The organism is Ditibartonella choladocola, assembly GCF_002007565.1.
Classification (GTDB): domain Bacteria; phylum Pseudomonadota; class Alphaproteobacteria; order Rhizobiales; family Rhizobiaceae; genus Bartonella; species Bartonella choladocola.
In genome coordinates, this window is sequence record NZ_CP015625.1 from 1358055 (window position 1) to 1379088 (window position 21034).

At 44.8% G+C, this 21034-nt stretch carries 15 protein-coding genes; 7 read left to right on the top strand and 8 right to left on the bottom strand.

Annotation, left to right across the window (positions count from 1 at the left end; all coding sequences use genetic code 11):
• The first annotated feature begins 24 nt into the window (after positions 1-24).
• Complete coding sequence (gene queF, locus BBC0122_RS06075) at positions 25-495, top strand: preQ(1) synthase (protein WP_077992191.1); 471 nt, start codon at positions 25-27, stop codon at positions 493-495.
• 95 nt (positions 496-590) lie between these two features.
• On the opposite strand, the gene parC is transcribed toward queF, so the two are convergent.
• Positions 591-2840 (bottom strand): DNA topoisomerase IV subunit A, encoded by a 2250-nt coding sequence (gene parC, locus BBC0122_RS06080; protein ID WP_077992192.1) that lies wholly within the window; start codon positions 2838-2840, stop codon positions 591-593.
• A gap of 131 nt (positions 2841-2971) precedes the next feature.
• Here parC and BBC0122_RS06085 point away from each other — a divergent pair, with 131 nt between their 5' ends.
• Positions 2972-4249, top strand: coding sequence for a hypothetical protein (locus BBC0122_RS06085; protein WP_077992193.1), 1278 nt, complete (start codon positions 2972-2974; stop codon positions 4247-4249).
• 78 nt (positions 4250-4327) lie between these two features.
• On the opposite strand, the gene aspS is transcribed toward BBC0122_RS06085, so the two are convergent.
• Positions 4328-6118, bottom strand: a complete 1791-nt coding sequence (aspS, locus tag BBC0122_RS06090; RefSeq protein WP_077992195.1) for an aspartate--tRNA ligase — start codon at positions 6116-6118, stop codon at positions 4328-4330.
• Between the two features lie 148 nt (positions 6119-6266).
• On the opposite strand from aspS, the gene rnd reads away from it, so the two are divergent.
• Together rnd and BBC0122_RS06100 are read left to right on the top strand one after the other, a co-directional pair.
• A complete protein-coding gene (gene rnd, locus BBC0122_RS06095; RefSeq protein WP_077992197.1) occupies positions 6267-7418 on the top strand; it encodes a ribonuclease D in 1152 nt (383 codons plus the stop codon).
• 82 nt (positions 7419-7500) lie between these two features.
• A complete protein-coding gene (locus BBC0122_RS06100) occupies positions 7501-8466 on the top strand; it encodes a 1-phosphofructokinase family hexose kinase (RefSeq protein ID WP_077992198.1) in 966 nt (321 codons plus the stop codon).
• Positions 8467-9526: 1060 nt separating this feature from the next.
• On the opposite strand, the gene ppx is transcribed toward BBC0122_RS06100, so the two are convergent.
• Together ppx and BBC0122_RS06110 are read right to left on the bottom strand one after the other, a co-directional pair.
• Positions 9527-11041 carry an exopolyphosphatase gene (gene ppx, locus BBC0122_RS06105; RefSeq protein ID WP_077992202.1) on the bottom strand — a complete coding sequence of 505 codons (1515 nt, stop codon included), beginning with the start codon at positions 11039-11041 and terminating at the stop codon, positions 9527-9529.
• 7 nt (positions 11042-11048) lie between these two features.
• Positions 11049-13268, bottom strand: coding sequence for an RNA degradosome polyphosphate kinase (locus BBC0122_RS06110; protein ID WP_077992207.1), 2220 nt, complete (start codon positions 13266-13268; stop codon positions 11049-11051).
• 677 nt (positions 13269-13945) lie between these two features.
• Here BBC0122_RS06110 and BBC0122_RS06115 point away from each other — a divergent pair.
• A complete protein-coding gene (locus BBC0122_RS06115) occupies positions 13946-14215 on the top strand; it encodes a zinc-finger domain-containing protein (protein ID WP_077992208.1) in 270 nt (89 codons plus the stop codon).
• A gap of 23 nt (positions 14216-14238) precedes the next feature.
• On the top strand, positions 14239-15477 hold the full coding sequence (locus BBC0122_RS06120) for an FAD-binding protein (RefSeq protein ID WP_077992210.1): 1239 nt from the start codon (positions 14239-14241) through the stop codon (positions 15475-15477).
• Here BBC0122_RS06120 and BBC0122_RS06125 read toward each other — a convergent pair.
• From BBC0122_RS06125 to BBC0122_RS06140, 4 genes are read right to left on the bottom strand one after another with little or no spacing between them, the layout of a single operon-like run.
• On the bottom strand, positions 15472-16185 hold the full coding sequence (locus tag BBC0122_RS06125; RefSeq protein WP_225868182.1) for an amino acid ABC transporter ATP-binding protein: 714 nt from the start codon (positions 16183-16185) through the stop codon (positions 15472-15474). The two genes, BBC0122_RS06120 and BBC0122_RS06125, sit on opposite strands and share 6 nt — an antisense overlap.
• A 49-nt stretch (positions 16186-16234) precedes the next feature.
• Complete coding sequence (locus BBC0122_RS06130) at positions 16235-17395, bottom strand: amino acid ABC transporter permease (protein WP_077992214.1); 1161 nt, start codon at positions 17393-17395, stop codon at positions 16235-16237.
• A gap of 1 nt (position 17396) precedes the next feature.
• The gene (locus tag BBC0122_RS06135; protein WP_077992216.1) at positions 17397-18575 is read right to left on the bottom strand and encodes an amino acid ABC transporter permease; all 1179 of its coding nucleotides are present in this window, start codon (positions 18573-18575) and stop codon (positions 17397-17399) included.
• Between the two features lie 46 nt (positions 18576-18621).
• A complete protein-coding gene (locus BBC0122_RS06140; protein ID WP_077992218.1) occupies positions 18622-19653 on the bottom strand; it encodes an amino acid ABC transporter substrate-binding protein in 1032 nt (343 codons plus the stop codon).
• 182 nt (positions 19654-19835) lie between these two features.
• Between BBC0122_RS06140 and BBC0122_RS06145 the strand changes: the two genes are divergently transcribed.
• A complete protein-coding gene (locus BBC0122_RS06145) occupies positions 19836-21005 on the top strand; it encodes a cystathionine beta-lyase (RefSeq protein WP_077992219.1) in 1170 nt (389 codons plus the stop codon).
• Positions 21006-21034 lie beyond the last annotated feature (29 nt).

Below are 21034 nucleotides of genomic sequence, written 5' to 3' on the forward strand. Positions count from 1 at the left end.
TTTCTGTTCTCAAGGTTCTTGTCGATGACTTCAGACCATTCAATTTATGAAAATTTAAAACAATTAGGAAAGAAGACCCCTTTTCCGGAGTCTCCTGAAGATGCCGTTCTGGAACGCGTTCCCAATCCGCAGGCGGATGTCGAATATTGTGTGCGCTTTACTGCGCCGGAGTTCACATCTTTATGTCCAATCACCAGTCAACCCGATTTTGCTTATCTGATGATTGATTATGTTCCCGACAAATGGCTTGTCGAGAGTAAGTCGCTGAAACTCTATTTGGGATCATTCCGCAATCACGGTGCATTTCATGAAGATTGCACGGTCACGATAGCCCGTCGTTTGGTGGAATTATTGTCACCACATTGGCTACGCATCGGGGGGTATTGGTATCCTCGCGGGGGTATACCTATTGATGTCTTCTGGCAAACCGGACAAAAGCCGGAAAACGTCTGGATTCCGGAACAAAATGTACCCAATTACCGTGGTCGTGGTTAATAGATAAATGTCAAATAATCACTATGACAATTAATTAAAGCAAGTTAATTCCAACTATCGTTTACAGCGCGTAGACTTGTAAAAATTGTTTTGAATTAGCCTGAAAACTTTCCGGACCTTGGAAAACCTTTTGGTACCATCCGCCCTGCACTGCCGCGGGTTCCAAACCATTCAACGAGTTCGGCAGCGCCACGGGTAAAGTTTCTTTCTGCTGCATCACGCCATGTAAGGCCTTCGGATAGATCGAAAGTAATAGCGTCGCTGACGCCACCGTCTTTATAACGTTGCAGGCGCACGCCTTTGCCACGGGTCATTTCGGAAATTTGGTCGAGTGGGAAAATGAGCATTTTTCTGTTTTCGCCAACGATCGCCAAATGATCGCCGGTAACCGGCAAACACAGTTTTGCTTCGTCAGGCTGTTTTACATTCATAACCTGCTTACCCTTGCGCGTCGTTCCAAGCACATCGTTTTCAGACACGATAAATCCGTTTGCATGGTAAGAGACAAGCAGCAACTTCCTGTCTTCCTCGTGGACGAAAGCGGTTAATATATCCTCATCATTATCCATATCGACGAGAATACGAATAGGTTCACCATGCCCCCTTCCGCCCGGCAATGCATTCGCTGCAATGGTAAAAAATTTACCACCGGTGCTCATAACAATGATCTTATCTGTTGTCATAGCCGGAAATGCGATTTTTAATCTGTCATCTTCCTTGAAGGTAAGGCCGGAATAATCACTCAAGTGCCCTTTAAGTGCTCTTAGCCAGCCCTTCTCTGAAATAACGATTGTTACCGGCTCTTTCTCGATCATCGCTTGTTCGATATCTTTAATATCGTGATCGGGAGCGTCTTCAAAACTCGTGCGTCGCCTGCCAAGCGGGCTATCCGGGCCGAAAACTTTTTTAACCTTGGCAATTTCGCTTGCAATTGCTTTCCACTGTTTTATGTCGGATTGCAAGAGCGCATCAAGTTCGGCTTCCTCTGCCTTCAAAGTGTCGAATTCTTTACGAATCTCGACTTCTTCAAGCTTCCGCAACGATCTCAATCTCATATTCAGAATTGCTTCTGCCTGATTTTCAGTCAGAGAAAAGCTTGTCATGAGTTGTTTTTTGGGGTCATCTTCTTCGCGAATAATTCGGATGACTTCGTCAAGATTAAGATAAGCAATAAGGTAACCGCCCAAAATTTCGAGACGGCGTGTAATTTCATGCAGTCTGAATTCGGAACGGCGCACAAGAACACCTTTGCGGTGATCGAGCCATTGTTGCAAAGCCTGACCGAGTGAAAGAACATTCGGTATTTTTCCAAGGGTAAGCACGTTCAGGTTGAGAGGGACACGGACTTCAAAATCTGTAAGCTTGAAGATTGATTCCATCAACAATTCCGGATCCACTGTACGTGTTTTCGGCTCCAGAACAATGCGTATATCTTTTGTCGATTCGTCGCGAATATCGTCGAGCATTGGCAGGCGACGAGCGAGCAACAACTCGGCCGTCTTTTCAATCAGTCGAGATTTTTGTACCTGATAAGGAATTTCCGTAACAACGATAGAATAGCTACCGCGACTTCCCTCTTCCTTATGCCAACGTGCACGAAGACGGAAGACACCACGTCCGGTTCTGTAGGATTCACTTATACTATCCGCCGGTTCCACCAACACACCGCCGGTGGGAAAATCGGGGCCTTTTACAAATTTAACCAGATCATCGTTGGTTGCGTCCGGATGGGCAATCAAAAATGTTGCGGCTTCGCAAAGCTCGGCTACATTATGGGGCGGAATTGACGTTGCCATACCGACAGCGATACCGGAAGATCCGTTTGCCAAAAGATTAGGAAAGGCAGCCGGTAAAACAACCGGCTCTTCGTCTTCTTCGTTGTAAGTAGGGCGAAAATCGACAGCATTTTCGTTGATACCGTCAAGAAGCAACGTCGCCACTTCTGTCATTCGTGCTTCGGTATAACGCATTGCAGCAGCATTATCGCCGTCAATATTGCCGAAATTCCCCTGCCCGTCTACAAGCGGATAGCGAACAGCAAAATCCTGAGCCAACCGCACAAGTGCATCATAGATAGATGAATCGCCATGCGGGTGGAATTTTCCCATCACATCGCCGACAATACGAGCGCATTTTGCGTAAGCCTGATCGGGGTTCAATTTTAATAGGCGCATTGCGTGGAGGATGCGCCGATGAACCGGTTTCAACCCATCGCGGACATCGGGCAATGCACGATCCATAATCGTAGAAAGTGCATAAGCCAAATAACGTTCCTGCAATGCAGAACGCAATTCTATCGGCTCAATATGGTCTTTTTCGGATAAACGAATCACTTTATTTGACATAGGTATCGAATAGCAATTCGCAGAATCTACCGCAAGTCATGGACTTGTTTCCAGCCTTACTTAACTATGATAGGAATGACACCAAGACAGATCTAATCTTCAAAGCGTTCGAAGAGAGAAGGTATCTTCCAATGAGACAATTCAAAAAAGCATTCTTACTAACAACTTGCACTTTTTTTGCTGCAACAACGGTTCACCTGAACTCATGGGCAGTTGATCCGAATGCATTCAATTCCCGCTTGCAAGAAACTATCAAAAATACTCAACTATCGATTGATTCATCGAATTGTGAAGCTGACGGCAACGATATCGTTTTGCGTGATGTAACTATAAAGCTTCGGGAGTTGCAAAATAGTGGAAAGGAAAACGATCAATCTTCACCGTCGGACAAACAATCGAAAGAACCGGATCAAAATGTGAGCACCGCCAAGGGCGTTGTTTTTGATAAAATCGACAGCTTGCGCTTTAAAAATGTAACGGAAGGTCAGGATGGCACTTATTTTGTAGAAAATGTTTCCATACCTCTGCTGAAGAGTACAAGTTCAGATGCTACAGGGAATTTGAAAGACATCTCTATAGATAAACTCAGGCTTACACCGAAAAAAGACGCCAATCCCTTATTTGTTCAATTCCCCTATGAGAGTGTAAAAGTAGCTCAGATCTATTTGTCACCGTCCGACCAGACAGTTTTTAATGCCGAAGATCTGAAGATAGCATATCTCTTCAAAAACGGTACGAAAGGTGTAGACATTACAGTCGGCATAAAATCTTTCAGTTACGAGCCAAACAAGACCGGCATTTCCGAGGCGTCTAAATGGCTAACGGATATTGGCTATGACAAGCTGTCGGGTTCTTTGAATGTTCATGCCAGTTGGGATATCGAAAGCGGCAAATATATTGGCGACCAGAACGAGATTACCATTGATAACGGCGGAAAACTGGCGATCACCACAAATGTTGAAGGACTTACAGAAGATTTTGTCAAAAATATCGGCGTTCTGAAGCAGTTAGAGAGATCGAATAACTCGGATGATACAACGGCCGAGATGTTGAGTGTTTTTGGAATTATCCAACAGCTAAAATTTGGCGATGTCTCTATACGTTATGATGATAATTCCCTTACCAATAGAATCCTCGACTATTATGCGAAAAAAAATGGTGTAACACGCGAAGATTTCATAAAGCAAACCAAGGCAATGTTGCCATTATTGGGGAGCCAGATTGATGATCCGGATTTCGTCAAAGCGACATCGGAACAAATCGGAAATTTTCTTGATAATCCGAAGTCACTTACCGTCAGTGCTACTCCCGACAAATCGGTTCCCTTGCCGGTGCTCTATGCTACCGGAAGTATCTCTATGGCTAAACTTATTGATTTGATAAAACTGAAGGTAGAAGCCAACAAATAGCCTCCGCAATTACAAAATTGTTTCAATCATTAAAAAGCCCGGTAAAACCGGGCTTTTTTTGATTGGCACTTCTATTTATCAGTTATCTTTTTTCATCGGCGCAATACGCAGCGACAATTCGCTCAGTTGGGCTGCCGTCACTTCCGAAGGCGCTCCCATCAAAAGGTCAAGAGCCTGTTGATTCATCGGGAAAAGCGATATTTCACGCAGGTTTTTGACACCCAGAAGCAGCATAACCATACGATCAATTCCGCAGGCCATTCCGCCGTGCGGCGGGGCTCCATAATGGAAGGCGCGGTAAAGTGCTCCGAAACGCTCTTCAACTGTTTCTCGTGAAAGTCCGGCAATCTCGAATGCACGAACCATCGTTTCAGGTGAATGGTTACGTATACCGCCAGATCCCAGCTCGAAACCGTTGCAGACGACATCATATTGATAAGCCTTGATATTTAATGGCTCTTCAGTATCCAATGCCTGTTTGCCACCCTGCGGCATAGAGAACGGATTATGGGAAAACTCGATCCGCTTTTCGTCTTCGTTCCATTCATAGAAAGGAAAATCGACAATCCATGCCAGTGCAAATTGGTCACGGTCAATCAGGCCAAGCTCTTCGCCCGCACGTGTTCTTGCGGCTCCGGCAAATAAAACAAACTTACGGGGATCGCCCGCTACAAAAAAGCATGCATCACCATCGGCAAGCTTAAGCTGATTGCGTATGGCTTCGGTGCGTTCCGGTCCGATATTTTTTGCAATCGGGCCAGCACCTTCAATTTTGTCACCCTCTTTACGCCAGAAAATGTAACCGAGCCCCGGTTGTCCCTCGCCCTGAGCCCAGGAATTCATGCGATCACAAAAAGCGCGGCTGCCACCTGTCTTGACTGGTATGCCCCAAACTTCGGCTTTATCGTCGCTTTCCAATATATGGGCAAATACTTTGAAACCGGATCCGCGGAAATGTTCGCTCACTTCTTCCATAACAATGGGATTGCGCAGGTCCGGTTTATCGGAACCGTATTTTCTCATTGCTTCATTATATGGAATACGTGGAAATTTCTGCGTGACGGGTTTACCATTGGAAAATTCCTCGAAAATGCCACGGATGATCGGTTCCATAACCTGCAGGATGTCTTCCTGCTCGACGAAACTCATTTCCATATCCAATTGGTAGAACTCACCAGGAAGGCGGTCGGCACGTGGATCTTCATCGCGAAAACATGGTGCGACCTGAAAATACCGGTCAAATCCCGACATCATCAAAAGCTGTTTATATTGCTGTGGCGCCTGTGGAAGAGCGTAGAATTTTCCCGGATGAATGCGACTCGGAACAAGAAAGTCGCGCGCACCTTCCGGTGATGACGCTGTCAAAATCGGCGTAGAAAACTCGGTAAAATTGGCTTCCTGCATACGCCGGCGAATGGCAGCGATTATTTTTGTTCTCTGCAAGATATTTTTATGCAATGTTTCGCGCCGCAAATCCAGAAAACGATATTTCAAGCGAATATCTTCGGGATAATCCGGTTCGCCAAAAACAGGTAATGGCAATTCGTCGGATTTCGACAAAATCTCGATTTCGTTGGCAAATACTTCTACTTCACCCGTTGGTAGATTGCTGTTTACCGTATCGTCGGAACGAGCGCGAACTTCTCCGTCAACACGCAAAACCCACTCGCTTCTAACCATTTCGGCAACTTTGAAGGCTGGCGAATCCGGATCAGCAACAATTTGCGTTATGCCGTAATTATCACGCAAATCGATAAACAATATTCCGCCATGGTCACGGACACGATTAACCCATCCCGAGAGACGAACTTTCGATTGAACATCGCTCTTACGAAGAGCGGCACAGTTATGACTGCGATACCGATGCATAGTCTTGCCTTTTTGTTACATGCATTCTGAAATAATAAACTTGTGCGAAAAAGCGCATTTTACCGCCCATTTGTCAAGCTATCGAAGGATTGTGTATGAAAAAATATAGCAAAAGACAAATACAATATAATGCGTTATAGCCTGAAATATGAAACTTGTTACTGATACACATACGCTCGAAGACGTTATATCGACACTGTCAAAATCCGATTTTGTGACGGTAGACACCGAATTTATTCGAGAATCCACCTATTGGCCGGAACTCTGTCTGATCCAGTTGGCCTCTCCCGATATTGCTGTGATCGTTGATCCGCTTTCACCTGAAATCGATTTGTCGCCATTGTTCAAATTAATGGCGAATACAAATGTGGTAAAAGTTTTCCACGCTGCGCGGCAGGATGTCGAAATCATATATAAACTCGGCAATATTATTCCTACACCGCTATTTGATACGCAGATTGCCGGTTCTGTTTGCGGATTCGGTGAAAGTGTCTCCTATGAACAAATTGTCGAACGCATAACCGGCGAACATATTGATAAATCCTCCCGCTATACCGACTGGAGTCGGCGTCCACTGAGCGATAAACAATTGTCTTACGCTTTGGCTGATGTAACCCATTTACGTGATGTCTATAAATATCTTAAGGAAAGGCTTGAGAAAAACGGTAGAACTCATTGGATTGACGATGAAATGTCGATCCTCATCTCTCCAAAAACCTACATTATGCCGAATGATGAAGCTTGGAAAAGAATAAAGGGTCGCATACGTAAACCGAGGGAGCTTGCTGTCCTTCAACAAGTGGCAGCCTGGCGTGAACAGGAAGCTAAAAATCGCAATGTTCCACGGGGACGTATTTTAAAAGACGAATGTCTTGTCGAGATCGCCATACAACACCCTAAAGACGAAACGGCTTTATCCAGATTGCGCAGCATCCCGAAAGGTTGGGAACATTCCGGTAGTGCTGCCGAATTGTTGAAAGCGGTACAAAAAGGTCTTTCTGTTGATCTTGATAATTTGCCGACGATACACAAACATGTGGCAACGGGAAATGGCACAGCCGCCGCAATCGAACTGTTGCGTGTTCTTTTAAAGCTCGTGGCCGATGAGGAAGATATAGCTCCGCGCATTATCGCAAATAATGACGAGCTGGAAAAAATAGCCAAACAAGACCACCTCGACACCTTATCCGCCATGCAAGGATGGCGGTATAATATTTTCGGAAAAAAGGCCGAAAAAATGTTGAATGGCCATTTGGGATTTTACTTTCATAACGGTAAAATATTGACAAAAGAGCTTTAGCTGTAGAGAGATAATCAGACGAGCTTTATATACAGCTTTTTTAGTTCCGCAGAAAAGCGTGCTTTGTTTGCAGAGGCAGATAATGGAAAAAGTCCTGACAGTTACGTTCAATCCTACCGTTGATGCAGCAAGTGAAGCTGAAGTGGTGCGCCCTACCCACAAGATCAGAACTTTTGACGAGAGTTTTCACCCCGGTGGTGGCGGTATCAATGTCGCACGGGTTATTCATCGTCTTGGTGGTGACGTGAAGGCACTTTATGCCAGCGGCGGAATTATGGGGAATGTATTGAATCATCTTTTGGAAGATCGCGGCATTCAATGCATTAAAATTTCTATTTCCGGAAATACACGCGTCAATAATGTTATTCATGAAAGAGCTTCCGGCATGGAATACCGCTTTGTAGCCGAAGGCCCTGTCATGGAAGAAACTGAATGGAAAGCGGTAGTCGAAACAACCAAAGAGCTTGAATGGGACTGGATTGTCGTAAGCGGTAGTTTGCCACGTAATGTTCCAATTGATGTCTATGATATGCTGATAGACATTGCTCATAAGCGCAACGCCCGTATTGTTATTGATACGTCAGGAGATGCGCTTAAACACGTTCTTCAAAAAGGCGGTTTGACACTCGTAAAACCAAGTCAGGGCGAGTTTGAGGCGTGCACAGGAAAAACCTATAATTTGACTGATGATATTGCCAAAGCTGCTCAAGAATATTGTCTCAAAGGAGCTTCGGATATTATCACTGTGACACTCGGACATCAGGGAGCAGTGCTGGCGACAAAAGATAAGACACTTTATCTTCCCTCACCCCACGTTCGGGTTATCAGCGCTTCCGGCGCCGGAGACAGCTTTGTAGCCGGTATGGTTCATGGGCTGGCTGTTGGTTGGGAAGCGGAAGATGCTTTCCGGCTGGCTACCGCCTGCGGCACAGCAGCAGTGGCCGAAAAAGGCAATGGTCTTTGTCAATTACCCAACATCAAACGACTTTATAACTATCTTGCTCGTAAGGGTAAGAATGCGGGTTCTGCACCACTATCTCAAGAGTGAGCAAGTACGGTTAGACATGAGAAAACACGACAATTTCATTGTTAGACCGTTTTTGGTTAGCAGGATTTCCAGATATATTTTGCTGCGTAATTATAACTGCAAAATTTTGGAAAATTACGGTTTGAAGTGAATTTACGGGTGAAGTGAATAGCCGCTGAACAGTTTTACATGACCCGATGTTTTTAACGCCTGATTGTGTCAGGTCAGGCATATTTAAATCTAAAAAAATCTATCGACAACGGTTTTGTGCTTTTGGTGAAAACACTTCATTGCGCAAAATCCGGAGTAAACGGGTTCGATAGTCGATTGCATACTGCGGGATAGCCTCCCGAATTCCGGTGTCTGTTCCGGACGTATTACTTGATCTCGTTCTAAAAAGAAAAGACGACCCCAATATTGCTCGGAAATCGGTAAGCTTGAAAAGAGAAATTGTTCAACATCAGGCGGTGGACTATAGTGGCAAGGAAGCTTGAACGATTGAAGCGGTAAATTGCCTCTCATGCTTTGAGTAAGGAGGTGCACTTCAAACCGGCTATGGCTTGTTCAAAAAAGGTCGTGAACTGAGTAAGTACCGGTTTATTAGACGATCTCCGGTTTATTGTCTGCTCGTAAAGGAACCTCAACCGGAATGGAATTTGTCTCATTATTCAACGTTTAAGACGCAATAAGCGGAGAAACAGGCCTTGCACCACAAGAGCAACTCTATACACGCTGATAACACATTTCATCTCCGGATAGATCAAAAGTGATTTCCGAATAGATCAAAAGTTGAAGAGCAGTAAGGCAATTTCTATCATTGATAAGCGAAGGTAACCGTTTCACATTATTTATCAAAATCAACGCAGACCGACTTTCATCATGCGATTAACTTCATGATGTTTCTGGAAACCAAAACGGCAGATTCCCAACTTTTCGAGGCGGTTCGTTTCGTTCCGGTTTGGCTGTTATGTAAAGTTAAATCCGATTTTGGATTCAAGTGTTGGCGGCCTCTTTTCCCATTCGATCAATGTTCCCGAACCTTGACCTTACTCAAATGGTGAAAGTTCAGTTTCCAGACGTGTCAAACAACCAGATAGCTTAATTCCTTATTGGTTATTTTAGCAAGTTGTTGCAATCGCCCCAAAGGCCTTTCTGCAATCAGGTCAGCGTGTCGCTTCGGAATTGTCAGAACTATCTTCTTTTCTTGCGATTTCCATATCAAATCAGGCAAAATACCGGCGGTTGAAGCTGAAAACAGGTTTGCAACCCGCATAAGTCCGCCTAGAAAACGCGCTCTCTCTATCATTTCCTTATTTGCCAATTTTATGATTGCAGGTGCATCTTCATCCACGAAAAGACCTTCATTCCGGTAGAAAACCGACAAGGCCACATAGACACGTCCACGATGCGTAATTCCCGGATAAGGGCCGAATGCAACCTGATTGGCCGATTGATCGCCACGATAATCGGGATGAAAACGCCAACCAATATCGGCAAGCAAACAGGCCGCTTCGCGATAACGCCTTTGTTCTTCATTTTCCTCGACGCCAAAAACTTCAAAAGCGTTTTTGGTAAAACCGATAAGATCATAAGCCTGCGCAGGAGAGCGGGCACGAAGTGTTGCCATTTCCTGACACGCCGCAATCAGCGGATCTTCACTCTGCACTTTTTGTGTCAATTGGGAAAACATAAACCCTTCCCTGACACCGGCACCGGAAAAAATAACTTTCTTTGGCGCCAGACACCGCAAAACTTCTGTCAGAACAGTTGCACCATAAGACAACAACTGGCGACGGTTCTTGGAGATGGCAGAAATGTTTTTTAGCTGTTCTATCTCGCCTTTGGTTACCCTATGAAGAAAAGAATCCATATCGGATGCTTCTACCTCATAAGCATGCATAACAGGCAAGGGATAACGTTTGACAGCAATATGGAGTTTGGCCAAATTGCGCCATGTACCGCCCACCGCGTAAAAATTACGCCCCTTGTTTTTTGAAAGAATTTCACTGTTTTTCAGATATTTACGCGCAATTTTTGTCGCTTCTGAAAGGTTGTTATCCGACATATCCTGAAGGCGTAATCCACCAAGCGGCAAGGTAATGCCATCATCGCCAACTTTTGTTTCATGAATATCCACCAATTCGAGGCTACCGCCGCCCAAATCACCGGCAATGCCGTCGGGATGATGAAAAGTCGAAATAATTCCATAGGCAGAATAGGTTGCTTCTTCTTTTCCGGTTAGAACTTTTACGCGGTTTTGAAGTATCTTTTCTGCGTCTTCTATAAATGCAGGGCCATTCTTCGATTCGCGTGCAGCAGCGGTTGCCAATGTGTGAATTGCAGACACACCGATTTGCTCGCAAATTGCATGAAAGCGCCGCAATGTTCTTAACGCCATCTCGACAGATTCCGGTTCGAGACAACCGGTCTTTGCAACGCCTTTTCCCAAACCGCAAAGGATTTTTTCATTAAACAAAACAGTCGGAGAACGCACCAGACCTTCATAGACAACCAAACGAACAGAGTTCGATCCGATGTCTATGACGGCAACAGGTTTTCGACCTTTTAATCGGCCCTGAGCTACAGAATTATCCATTTATATTTCAGTCTTTATCCGTTGTTTCTGCACTTGACGCATCGGTTTGTTGGCGACGAAGAGCAATAATGCGCGGAGCAGAAGATCTCAGAGATTTTCCCCGTCCCGAAAGACTCGGATTGGTCATGAAATATTCCTGCGCATTAAATGGTTTCTCACCTTTAAGTGGCGTAATACGCCGGGATGTTCCATCGCTCAATATCTCGAAGCTCTGCTGATTGTCTATTATATTTGCCAACATAATTTGCGAGAGTATTTGCTGATGAACGGTTTTGTTGAATACCGGTACTAACGTTTCAACGCGTCTGTCAAGATTTCTGGTCATCATGTCGGCCGAACCAAAATAAACAATCGCATTTTCATTCGGTAAATCTTCACCGTTTCCAAAACAGAAAATGCGGCTATGTTCCAAAAACCGGCCGACGATCGACTTGGCACGAATATTTTCGGAAAAACCGGGTATTCCGGGACGCAAACAACAGATTCCGCGAACCACCAAATCAACTTGAACACCCGCTTGTCCGGCGCGATATAACGCATCTATAATTTGCGGATCGACGAGTGAATTCATTTTCATCCAGATTGCAGCAGGTTTGCCATCTCTTGCATGCGCAATTTCGTCTTCAATATGTCCTAAAATGCGACGACGTAATGTCAAAGGCGAAAATGCAAGCTTCATAGGCTCGTCAGGTTGTGCATAGCCTGTGATGAAATTGAAAATCAACTGAACATCATGTCCTATGTCATCATCTGTGGTGAAGAAAGATAAATCGGTATAAATTTTGGCAGTTATCGGGTGATAATTACCGGTTCCCAGATGGACATAGGAACGCAACCGGTTTTCTTCGCGCCGTACGACAAGCGACATTTTGGCATGGGTTTTTAGTTCGATGAAACCGAAAACAACCTGTACGCCTGCGCGTTCCAGATCCCGCGCCCAACGAATATTGGCTTCCTCGTCAAAACGGGCTTTCAATTCAACCAGAGCTGTAACCGATTTACCTGCTTCCGAGGCGTCAATCAGTGCGCGCACGATCGGGCTGTCATTGGACGTGCGATAAAGAGTCTGCTTTATGGCAAGAACATCCGGATCTGCCGCTGCCTGACGCAAAAACTGTACAACAACATCAAACGATTCATAGGGATGATGAACAACAATATCTTTTTCTTTGATTGCGGCAAAACAATCTCCGGCATGTTCTCTTATACGTTCGGGAAAACGCGGATTATAAGGAACGAATTTCAGGTCTTCACGCGGAATAGAAACAATTTCCGAAATCATGTTGAGTGCAAGCAAACCGTCAAGAACACTGATACGGTTATCAGGTACACCGAGTTCGGTCGTTACAAATTGGCGTAGATCATCGGGCATTTCGGCATCGAATTCGATACGGATAACCTGCCCGCGGCGTCTGCGTTTCAATGCGCTCTCGAACAATCGAACAAGATCTTCGGCTTCTTCCTCAACCTCGATATCGCTATCGCGAATAACGCGAAATGTCCCTGCCCCGTTGACTTCATATCCGGGGAACAATTTGCCTATGAAAAGGCTCACAATATCTTCCAGCGAAATGAAACGGTAACCTTGTCCTTCATCAGGCAATAGTGTGAAGCGTTTCAAAGCCGTTGGCAGCCTCAAGAGTGCTGTCATCGGTTGATGGTCTGCACGACGCAACAAATGAAGCGCAATTGAAAACCCCAAATTAGGTATAAAAGGAAACGGATGGGCCGGATCAATTGAAAGGGGTGTAAGCACCGGAAATATGGTTTCCAGAAAATGGTTCTCAAGCCATGATTTTTCAGTCGCGGTCAGGCGGTCGGGACGAATAATAACAATTTTTTCTTGTTCAAGTTCGTGGCGCAAAGCCCTCAATTCCTGCTGCTGGTTAGCCTGTAACCGGGCAACTTCGGCCAGCACAAAATCGAGTTGTTCTTGTGGCGTGCGGCCATCGGCACTACGAGTAACAATGCCTGCACGCACCTGACCGGCAAGGCCGGCAATACGCACCATAAAAAATTCATCGAGATTTGTTGCCGAAATCGATACAAAACGCAAGCGTTCCAAAAGAGGATGTTTTTTATTTGCTGCTTCCATCAATACGCGATTATTGAACTGTAGCCAGGAAAATTCCCGATTTACAAAGCGTTCCGGAGTTTCCATATTGATGGTTTCGGCATTTGGTTGCTTTATCTCTGAATTTGATGAGTTTTTTGTACGTAAAGCCATATGCTTTTCCCTTCAATCTGATGTTTTATGTTGCAACCGACTTGATTACATCAGCCCGCGTCAAACAAAAATATTTTGAATCATAAGGTCTTTATGACCCGCGAAAAAAGTTTACAACGCGCGCTCGTTAATGACAAATCCTATATCAACTTTTTGATATTAATATTGATCTTATCCAATGTTTCTATTGCGATCTTTCTCAATCGGCATAAATTTTTTGAATTTTAAAAATATTTGAATGAAACCAATTTTATTAGCATATTAATTCAAAAAATTGATAAATTGCTTCAGTTTTTTATAAGAAAAAATATAAATAATTTTATTTTTGAGTTATAATTGAATTTTTATTTTTATAATTTTTTTAAAATTATATCGAATAAAATCTAAATTGAAACACACTTAAATATTTATTGTGATGTATGTTTTTAATAATAAAATTATTTATTATTTTTCATGACATTTATTATAAATGCTTTAAGTACCGATCTTGGGCGATACGCCGGTAATCCGGTAAAACGACTTTTATGTATTTTTCTATGAGAGCTTAGGCTACAAAGTTTGGCAAACCTGCGTTACAAACTATTGGCTATCGCCTAACAATTAGGCTATAGAAAGAAACGTTATCAACGGCAGTGCGGTTTTGCACTTTCAATCCAATTGTTACATGGAGTTCTGACATGGCAGATCATCACATTCCACATTTCCAGAATGATGGCGGATATAAAATGATTGAAATCGGCGTAAAGAAATTCATGTGCGTGGGAGCCAACCCGCCTTTTGACCATCCGCATGTCTTTATTGATATGGGAGCTGATGACGAAAAGATTTGCTCTTATTGTTCAACGCTCTACCGGTTTAATCCTTCTCTTGGAGAACTGGAAACAAAGCCGGCCAACTGCACTTTTGATCCGGAGCAAATTAACTATAAAAAGCGGGATAATCGTTAAAATCACTATACAAGGAATAAGCTATGGATTGGCAAAACCAGGAAAAACCAATCATAGTGGGGGCAGGAATCGCCGGATTAAGTTCGGCGTTGGCATTGGCTGAAAAAGGAATAAGCTCTCTTGTTCTTGAAAGCCGCGATCACCTTGAAGAAGTCGGCGCCGGTATTCAACTGGCACCAAACGCTACCAGACTGTTACAGAAATGGGATGTGCTGGACCAGTTGACGGATCTGGGTGTGAAAGCCCGCTTTCTCGAATTAAGAGATGGTCTTTCGGCTAAAACACTTCTTCAGGTGGATTTACAAGATGTGTCGGAACGCCGGTGGCACGGCTCATATATCACCATTCACCGCGCAGATCTCCAAAATGTGCTTTATCAAAAAGCAAAACAGAATTCTCTTATTGATATAAGATTATCTGAAAAAGTCACCGCAATATCCGAAGAAACACCGCAATTGGCGGAAATCCGCTCCGATCATCAGGGCGAAGATGACCGCTTTGTTACACCGTTGGTTATTGGTTGTGATGGCGTTTGGTCAAAAATGCGACAGTTCCCGCCGCTTGACGATCACGCAAGTTTTAGCGGTTTTATCGCATGGCGGGCAACAATCGATATAGATGCACTTCCCAAGGAATTTATCCGCTCATTTGCCGATGTAAAGACGGTCGTTGCATGGATGGGGCCTGATAATCACCTTGTCGGTTATCCTTTAAAGGCTGGTAAATCGTTCAATTTTGTTGCAATTACACGAGGAAATAATCCGGGTGAAAGCTGGTCGCGTGAAGGCGACAAGAATGATTTGTTCAAACATTTCAATGATTGGCATCCCGAAATAAGAAATATTTTCAATCTTGTTGAAAAATGGACTTATTGGCCATTGTTCCAGATGCTTCCTCATCGGTTTTCCGACAATCGCTTTCGCGTTTTTGTCGGCGACGCATCGCACGGGTTTTTACCGTTTGCGGCGCAGGGAGCTGCTATGGCAATCGAGGATTCGGCAACTCTTGCCGAGTTGTTGTCAAACAAAAATTTGACACTTGCCGATGCGATGAGGCTTTACAGCACTCTTCGCACACCGCGTGTTGCGGCGGTGAACAAACGGGGAGCATTTAACAGTTTCGTATATCATGCAACAGGACCGGTGGCTTTTGCTCGCAATGTTGTAATGAAATTCCGCTCTTCCGAAAGTTTTATGGCAAGTCTCGACTGGCTTTACGGGTATGATGCAGAGAGCGCAGCCCGTAAGCTAACGGGTTCATAATATCTGGCTTAGAAATGCTTTGGCTCTTTCATGCACCGGATGATCGAAAAATTCATCCGGTGGCGCAACTTCGAGAATTTGCCCCTCATCCATAAAAATGACACGGTCGGCCACCTGTCTGGCAAAGCCCATTTCATGGGTAACGCAAAGCATTGTCATGCCGTTTTCGGCCAGATCGATCATTGTATCGAGAACTTCTTTTATCATTTCCGGATCGAGAGCCGAAGTTGGTTCATCAAACAACATGACACGCGGTTCCATACAGAGCGAACGGGCGATTGCAACGCGCTGTTGCTGTCCTCCGGACAGTTGCCCCGGATATTTGTTGGCCTGATCGGGTATTTTAACCCGTTCCAAATAATGCATCGCCTGCTCTTCGGCTTTGCGACGACCAACATGCTTGACCCAGATGGGCGCAAGCACACAATTTTCAAGCACCGTCAAATGTGGAAACAAGTTGAAATGTTGAAAAACCATTCCGACATTGCGTCGTATTTTATTAAGACTCCACATTCCATGTTTAAGCGGAATACCCGTTACTGTTATTTCGCCCTCTTCGGCGCGTTCAAGCCCGTTGATACACCGTATCAATGTGGATTTTCCGGAACCGGAAGGACCGGATATAATCACTCTTTCTTTCGGTTTGACTTCGAGATTAATGTTGCGCAAGACATGTAGCCGGCCATACCATTTATTGACACGGTGCATGGATACTTCCAATTGCTTATCTTTTTCGTCGGGACTTTTCCGCAATGATCTATCCTTCCGCACCATTGACTTTAGGTGCATTCAAGCGCCTCTCGATAAAATGAGCATAACGCGACATGCCGAAACAAAATATCCAGAATACAAGACCGATAAAGACCATTCCCGTTAAAGGCGTTTGCGGAGTGCTCCATTGCGCCTGTTGAATGGCTTGTCGCACAATCCCCAAAAGATCGAACATACCAATAATATAAACGAGACTTGTTTCTTTAAACATGCCGATGAGCACGTTGATAATGCCGGGTATCACAAGGCTATAAGCTTGTGGCAGAATAACAAGCAGCATTGTCTTGACGTAGCCAAGCCCCAATGCTTCCGCAGCTTCGTATTGACCGCGTGGTATGGCTTGCAAACCGCCACGCACAACTTCTGCAATATAGGCGGAAGTAAAGAGTGCAACGCCGATCAGGGCGCGTAAAAATTTGTCGAACGTCATGTCTTGCGGCAAAAATAACGGTAACATAACGCTTGCAATAAACAGCACCGCAACCAATGGTATACCACGAACGGTTTCAATAAAAATGACCGAGATGAGGTGGACAACCGGCATTTTTGAACGTCGGCCAAGTGCGAGTAGGCTTCCCAATGGCAGCGAAATCGTAATACTGCAATAGGCAATTGTAAGGGTTACAAGCAAGCCGCCCCATAATTGCGTTTCCACTGTCGGCAAATTGAAGTGCCCGCCAAAAAGCAGAAAATAGCCAATCACCGGAACAACAAAAAGTGACACAAGTGCGTTTGCTATTTTGAGGGGAACGGACGGTATAAGAAGCGGCAGGTTAATAATAATAACGACGAGCGCCGTGAGATTGACCCGCCAACGTTCACCATCCGGATACCGGCCATAAATAAACTGCCAGAAATTGGCTTTGACAAAGGCCCAACATGCCCCGCTCCAACCATCCGGCATCAGCCCGCCTTGTGTGACCGTGGTGCACGCCTGACGATCGGTGCCGGTCCAGACTGCGTTGACAACCAACCAATTAACCAGCGGAACCATGATATAGGTGATCGCAAAAACAAGTCCTATGCTGATTACGCAGTTAAGCGGTGTGGAAAACAGATTTTTCCGCAGCCAATGCCAGATACCCCTGTCAAGAATAGGGGGAGGAGATGCCGGAATAAATTCGGTTTGAACGTAACGCCCGACCATTTTAACGCTCCACCAGAGCCATATGACGGTTGAACCAGTTCATGAAGAGTGAAACAACGATGCTCAATCCCAGATAAACCTCGATCCATATCACCGCAAGCTCGACAGACTGTCCGGTTCGCTCCATTATTGTGCTTGAAACCATCATCAGTTCGGAATAACCGACTGCCGCGCCTAAAGAAGTATTTTTGACGAGGTTCATATATTGGCTTGCTAGCGGTGGAATAATAATGCGCAGTGCGAGTGGCAAAATAATCAAACGCATAATGAGACCGTTTGATAGCCCCAGCGAAGACCCCGCTTCGGACATGCCTTTATCAACGCCCTGAATACCTGCCCTTATCGTCTCTGCAATAAGTGCTCCGGTATAGATTGATAAAGCAAGGTAAAGTGACAGGAACTCCGGCGAGATATAGTAACCGCCGCTATAATTGAAACCTTTCAACGCCGGAATATCCCATGAGGTGGGATAAGCTAACAAGAAAAACAAAATGACTGGACATAAAACGCCGATAACGAAACCATACCACCATCGGATAGAGGTCAATCCCCTCTCCTTTATCATGTAGCGGGCACGAAAATGAAGTCCTACCGCAACCGCGATCAACAGAATTGAAATCACGATGAATAAGCCCGTATGCTCCCCCCATACGGGACGGGGCAAATAAATCCCCCGTATATTAATTGCGATTGCACCCCAATGAAGGCTTTGTCTGGCGGGAGGTAAAATTTGCATTACCCCTATCGACCAGAAAAACAACAGTACCAGAGGCGGAATATTCCGGAAAAATTCGACGTAGCAGAGTGAAAGTTTGGCTATCAGCCAATTATTGGATAAGCGCCCGATGCCGATAAACAATCCGATAAATGTAGCGGTTATCAGGCTGATTGCCGAGATAAAAACCAGATTGACGAGGCTTGCTTCAATCACTTCGCCATTCGTTGCATTGTCGTCATATTGAATGATACTTGATGGTTGATTAAATCCCGCTCTTTTATCGAGAAAATCAAAACCCGAAGCAATATTCGAGGCACGCAAATTGACAATTGTATTATGTGTGATCCATCGAATAACGAGAAATAATGCAATAATGACCAGGCACTGCACAGCAAATGATGAAAGTGAACGCACGTTTAAAAAGGCACCCAATTCCACCTTTAAAGAACGTCCAGACATCATTGTGCTGTGTTTTGGCATTGGCAATATTTAGAACAATAAATAATTATCAGCGTATCGGAAGCCCATATTGCAGCCCGCCTTTGGTCCACAGCGCGTTAATGCCGCGAGAGATCTTAAGCGGGGTGTTCTGCCCGATATTGCGTTCAAAAATTTCACCATAATTGCCTGTAGACTTGATGATTTTGACAACCCAATCGTTTTCCAGTCCCAGATCTTTGCCGATTGTATTGCCCTGCTCTACGCCCAACAAACGACGAATGTCCTGATTGTCGGATTTTAGCATATCGTCGACATTGGCCTGTGTAATACCGAATTCTTCGGCGTTCAAAAGTGCATTATGTGTCCAACGCACGACATCTGCCCATTGCGGGTCGCCTTGCCGTACAGCCGGACCAAACGGTTCTTTGGAAATAATCTGCGGCAAAACAACATGGTCTTCCGGATTTTTCAATTGCAGACGCAAGCCGTAAAGAGAGGATTGATCGGTCGTATAAACGTCGCAACGTCCGGCATCATAAGCCTGATTGACTTCGGTAAATTTATCAAAAACAACCGGCGTATATTCCATTTTATTGTTGCGGAAATAGTCGGCAAGTGTGAGCTCAGTTGATGTGCCGGATTGTACGCAGATCGAAGCTCCCGACAATTGGAGTGCAGACGTTACACCTTCGAGATTTTTTTTATTAATCATAAAACCTTGGCCGTCATAATAATTGACGCCCACAAAATCCAGTCCCAAAGCAGTTTCGCGGTTGATCGTCCATGTCGTATTACGGATCAAAACGTCGATTTCGCCTGATTGAAGTGCCGTAAAACGTTCTTTGGAGCTCAAAGGTACAAACTTCACCTTGTCGCCACTACCGAAAACGGCCGCAGCTACTGCCCGACAATAGTCGACATCAAAACCTGTCCAATGACCTTTTTCATCAGGGATACTGAAACCGGCAAGCCCGGTGCTGACACCACATTGTAAATATCCCCTTGCCTTAACATCGTCCAATGTGCCGGCAGAGGCCGAAACGGTGCCGATGGCCGTGAGAGCAACGCCGATAGCGGCGATATAAGTATTGAAAAACATAACGTCTTCTCCTGCGTTTGCAAAAATCTGTCTTAACGGCTATCGAAAAGCATAATTATCCCAAGGTCAAGCAAATTGCATACTATCATTAAGGCTAAAAGCGAACAGATTTTGCTTGACCTTTATCATGAATTATCAAAGGTAAAATATAACGTGGTTTTAAAAATTGGAAAGTACAGTTGATGACCGTTAATAAAATATCCAACCCGTCTGGCATCAATACCAAACTCGCCCATTGCGGAAATAACCCCGCCGATTATTTCGGCTTTGTCAATCCACCGGTTGTTCATGCCTCGACGGTATTGTTTCCCGATGCTGCAACCTTGAAAACCGAGAATCAGCGATACACCTACGGCACGCACGGAACGCCTACAACAGATGCGTTATGTGAAGCCGTCAATATGCTTGAAGGAGCAGTGAAAACAGTTTTAGTGCCTTCGGGTCTTGCTGCCATCACAGTTCCGCTGTTAGGAACGTTGGCACAGGGCGACCATGTACTTATTGCCGATTCCATTTACAGCCCGACACGTCGTTTTGCCAATAATATGCTTAAAAAAATGGGAATTGACGTTGAATATTATGACCCGACCATCGGTGCTGAAATCGAACAGTTGATGAAGCCTAACACAAAAGTCGTCTATACCGAATCGCCAGGGTCGAATACTTTCGAGATTCAGGATATACCGGCCATATCGGCGGTGGCACATGCCCATGATGCCATTGTTCTTATGGATAATACATGGGCTACGCCACTCAATTTCAAACCGCTTGAACACGGTGTCGATATTTCGATAACCGCAGGTACAAAATATCCCGTCGGCCACTCCGATATTCTCATCGGTTTTATATCGGCCAACGAGAGAACAAAAAAAATTGTCGAAGATACGCATAAATTTTTAGGAATGAGTGTTTCCGGCGATGACGCATATAATACGCTGCGGTCGATGCGAACCATGGGAATTCGACTTGCACACCAGAGCAAAACAGCTTTTGACCTCGCCCGCTGGCTTGAAACCATGCCACAAATTGCACAAGTCCTTCATCCCGCATTGGAAAGCCACAAAGGTCATGAATTATGGAAGCGGGATTTCAAAGGTGCTTCAGCGCTGTTTTCAGTTGTTTTGAAGGGCGGTGGCGAGAAAGAAGCCCATGCTTTTCTCAATTCGCTCAAAATTTTCAGACTTGGATATTCCTGGGGAGGCTATGAAAGCCTTGCCGTTGAAGTTTATCTGGGCGACAGGACTGTCAAACAGTCTTACATGGGCTCATTGTTACGTTTGCAGATAGGCCTTGAAGATTTTGAAGATTTGAAAGCCGATCTTGAACAGGCATTGGCAGCAACAGGGCTATAAACAAGGCCTGTCAAAAGCTGATAATTCTC

Bases quoted from the DNA above. Each gene is read 5' to 3' on its own strand.
- BBC0122_RS06130 (WP_077992214.1), bottom strand. From the start codon at position 17,395: ATGGTCGGGCGTTACGTTCAAACCGAATTTATTCCGGCATCTCCTCCC.
- BBC0122_RS06145 (WP_077992219.1), top strand. From the start codon at position 19,836: ATGACCGTTAATAAAATATCCAACCCGTCTGGCATCAATACCAAACTC.
- parC (WP_077992192.1), bottom strand. From the start codon at position 2,840: ATGTCAAATAAAGTGATTCGTTTATCCGAAAAAGACCATATTGAGCCG.
- BBC0122_RS06115 (WP_077992208.1), top strand. From the start codon at position 13,946: ATGGCAGATCATCACATTCCACATTTCCAGAATGATGGCGGATATAAA.
- aspS (WP_077992195.1), bottom strand. From the start codon at position 6,118: ATGCATCGGTATCGCAGTCATAACTGTGCCGCTCTTCGTAAGAGCGAT.
- BBC0122_RS06140 (WP_077992218.1), bottom strand. From the start codon at position 19,653: ATGTTTTTCAATACTTATATCGCCGCTATCGGCGTTGCTCTCACGGCC.
- ppx (WP_077992202.1), bottom strand. From the start codon at position 11,041: ATGGATAATTCTGTAGCTCAGGGCCGATTAAAAGGTCGAAAACCTGTT.
- BBC0122_RS06085 (WP_077992193.1), top strand. From the start codon at position 2,972: ATGAGACAATTCAAAAAAGCATTCTTACTAACAACTTGCACTTTTTTT.
- BBC0122_RS06110 (WP_077992207.1), bottom strand. From the start codon at position 13,268: ATGGCTTTACGTACAAAAAACTCATCAAATTCAGAGATAAAGCAACCA.
- BBC0122_RS06125 (WP_225868182.1), bottom strand. From the start codon at position 16,185: ATGCACCGTGTCAATAAATGGTATGGCCGGCTACATGTCTTGCGCAAC.
- BBC0122_RS06135 (WP_077992216.1), bottom strand. From the start codon at position 18,575: ATGATGTCTGGACGTTCTTTAAAGGTGGAATTGGGTGCCTTTTTAAAC.
- BBC0122_RS06100 (WP_077992198.1), top strand. From the start codon at position 7,501: ATGGAAAAAGTCCTGACAGTTACGTTCAATCCTACCGTTGATGCAGCA.
- rnd (WP_077992197.1), top strand. From the start codon at position 6,267: ATGAAACTTGTTACTGATACACATACGCTCGAAGACGTTATATCGACA.
- queF (WP_077992191.1), top strand. From the start codon at position 25: ATGACTTCAGACCATTCAATTTATGAAAATTTAAAACAATTAGGAAAG.
- BBC0122_RS06120 (WP_077992210.1), top strand. From the start codon at position 14,239: ATGGATTGGCAAAACCAGGAAAAACCAATCATAGTGGGGGCAGGAATC.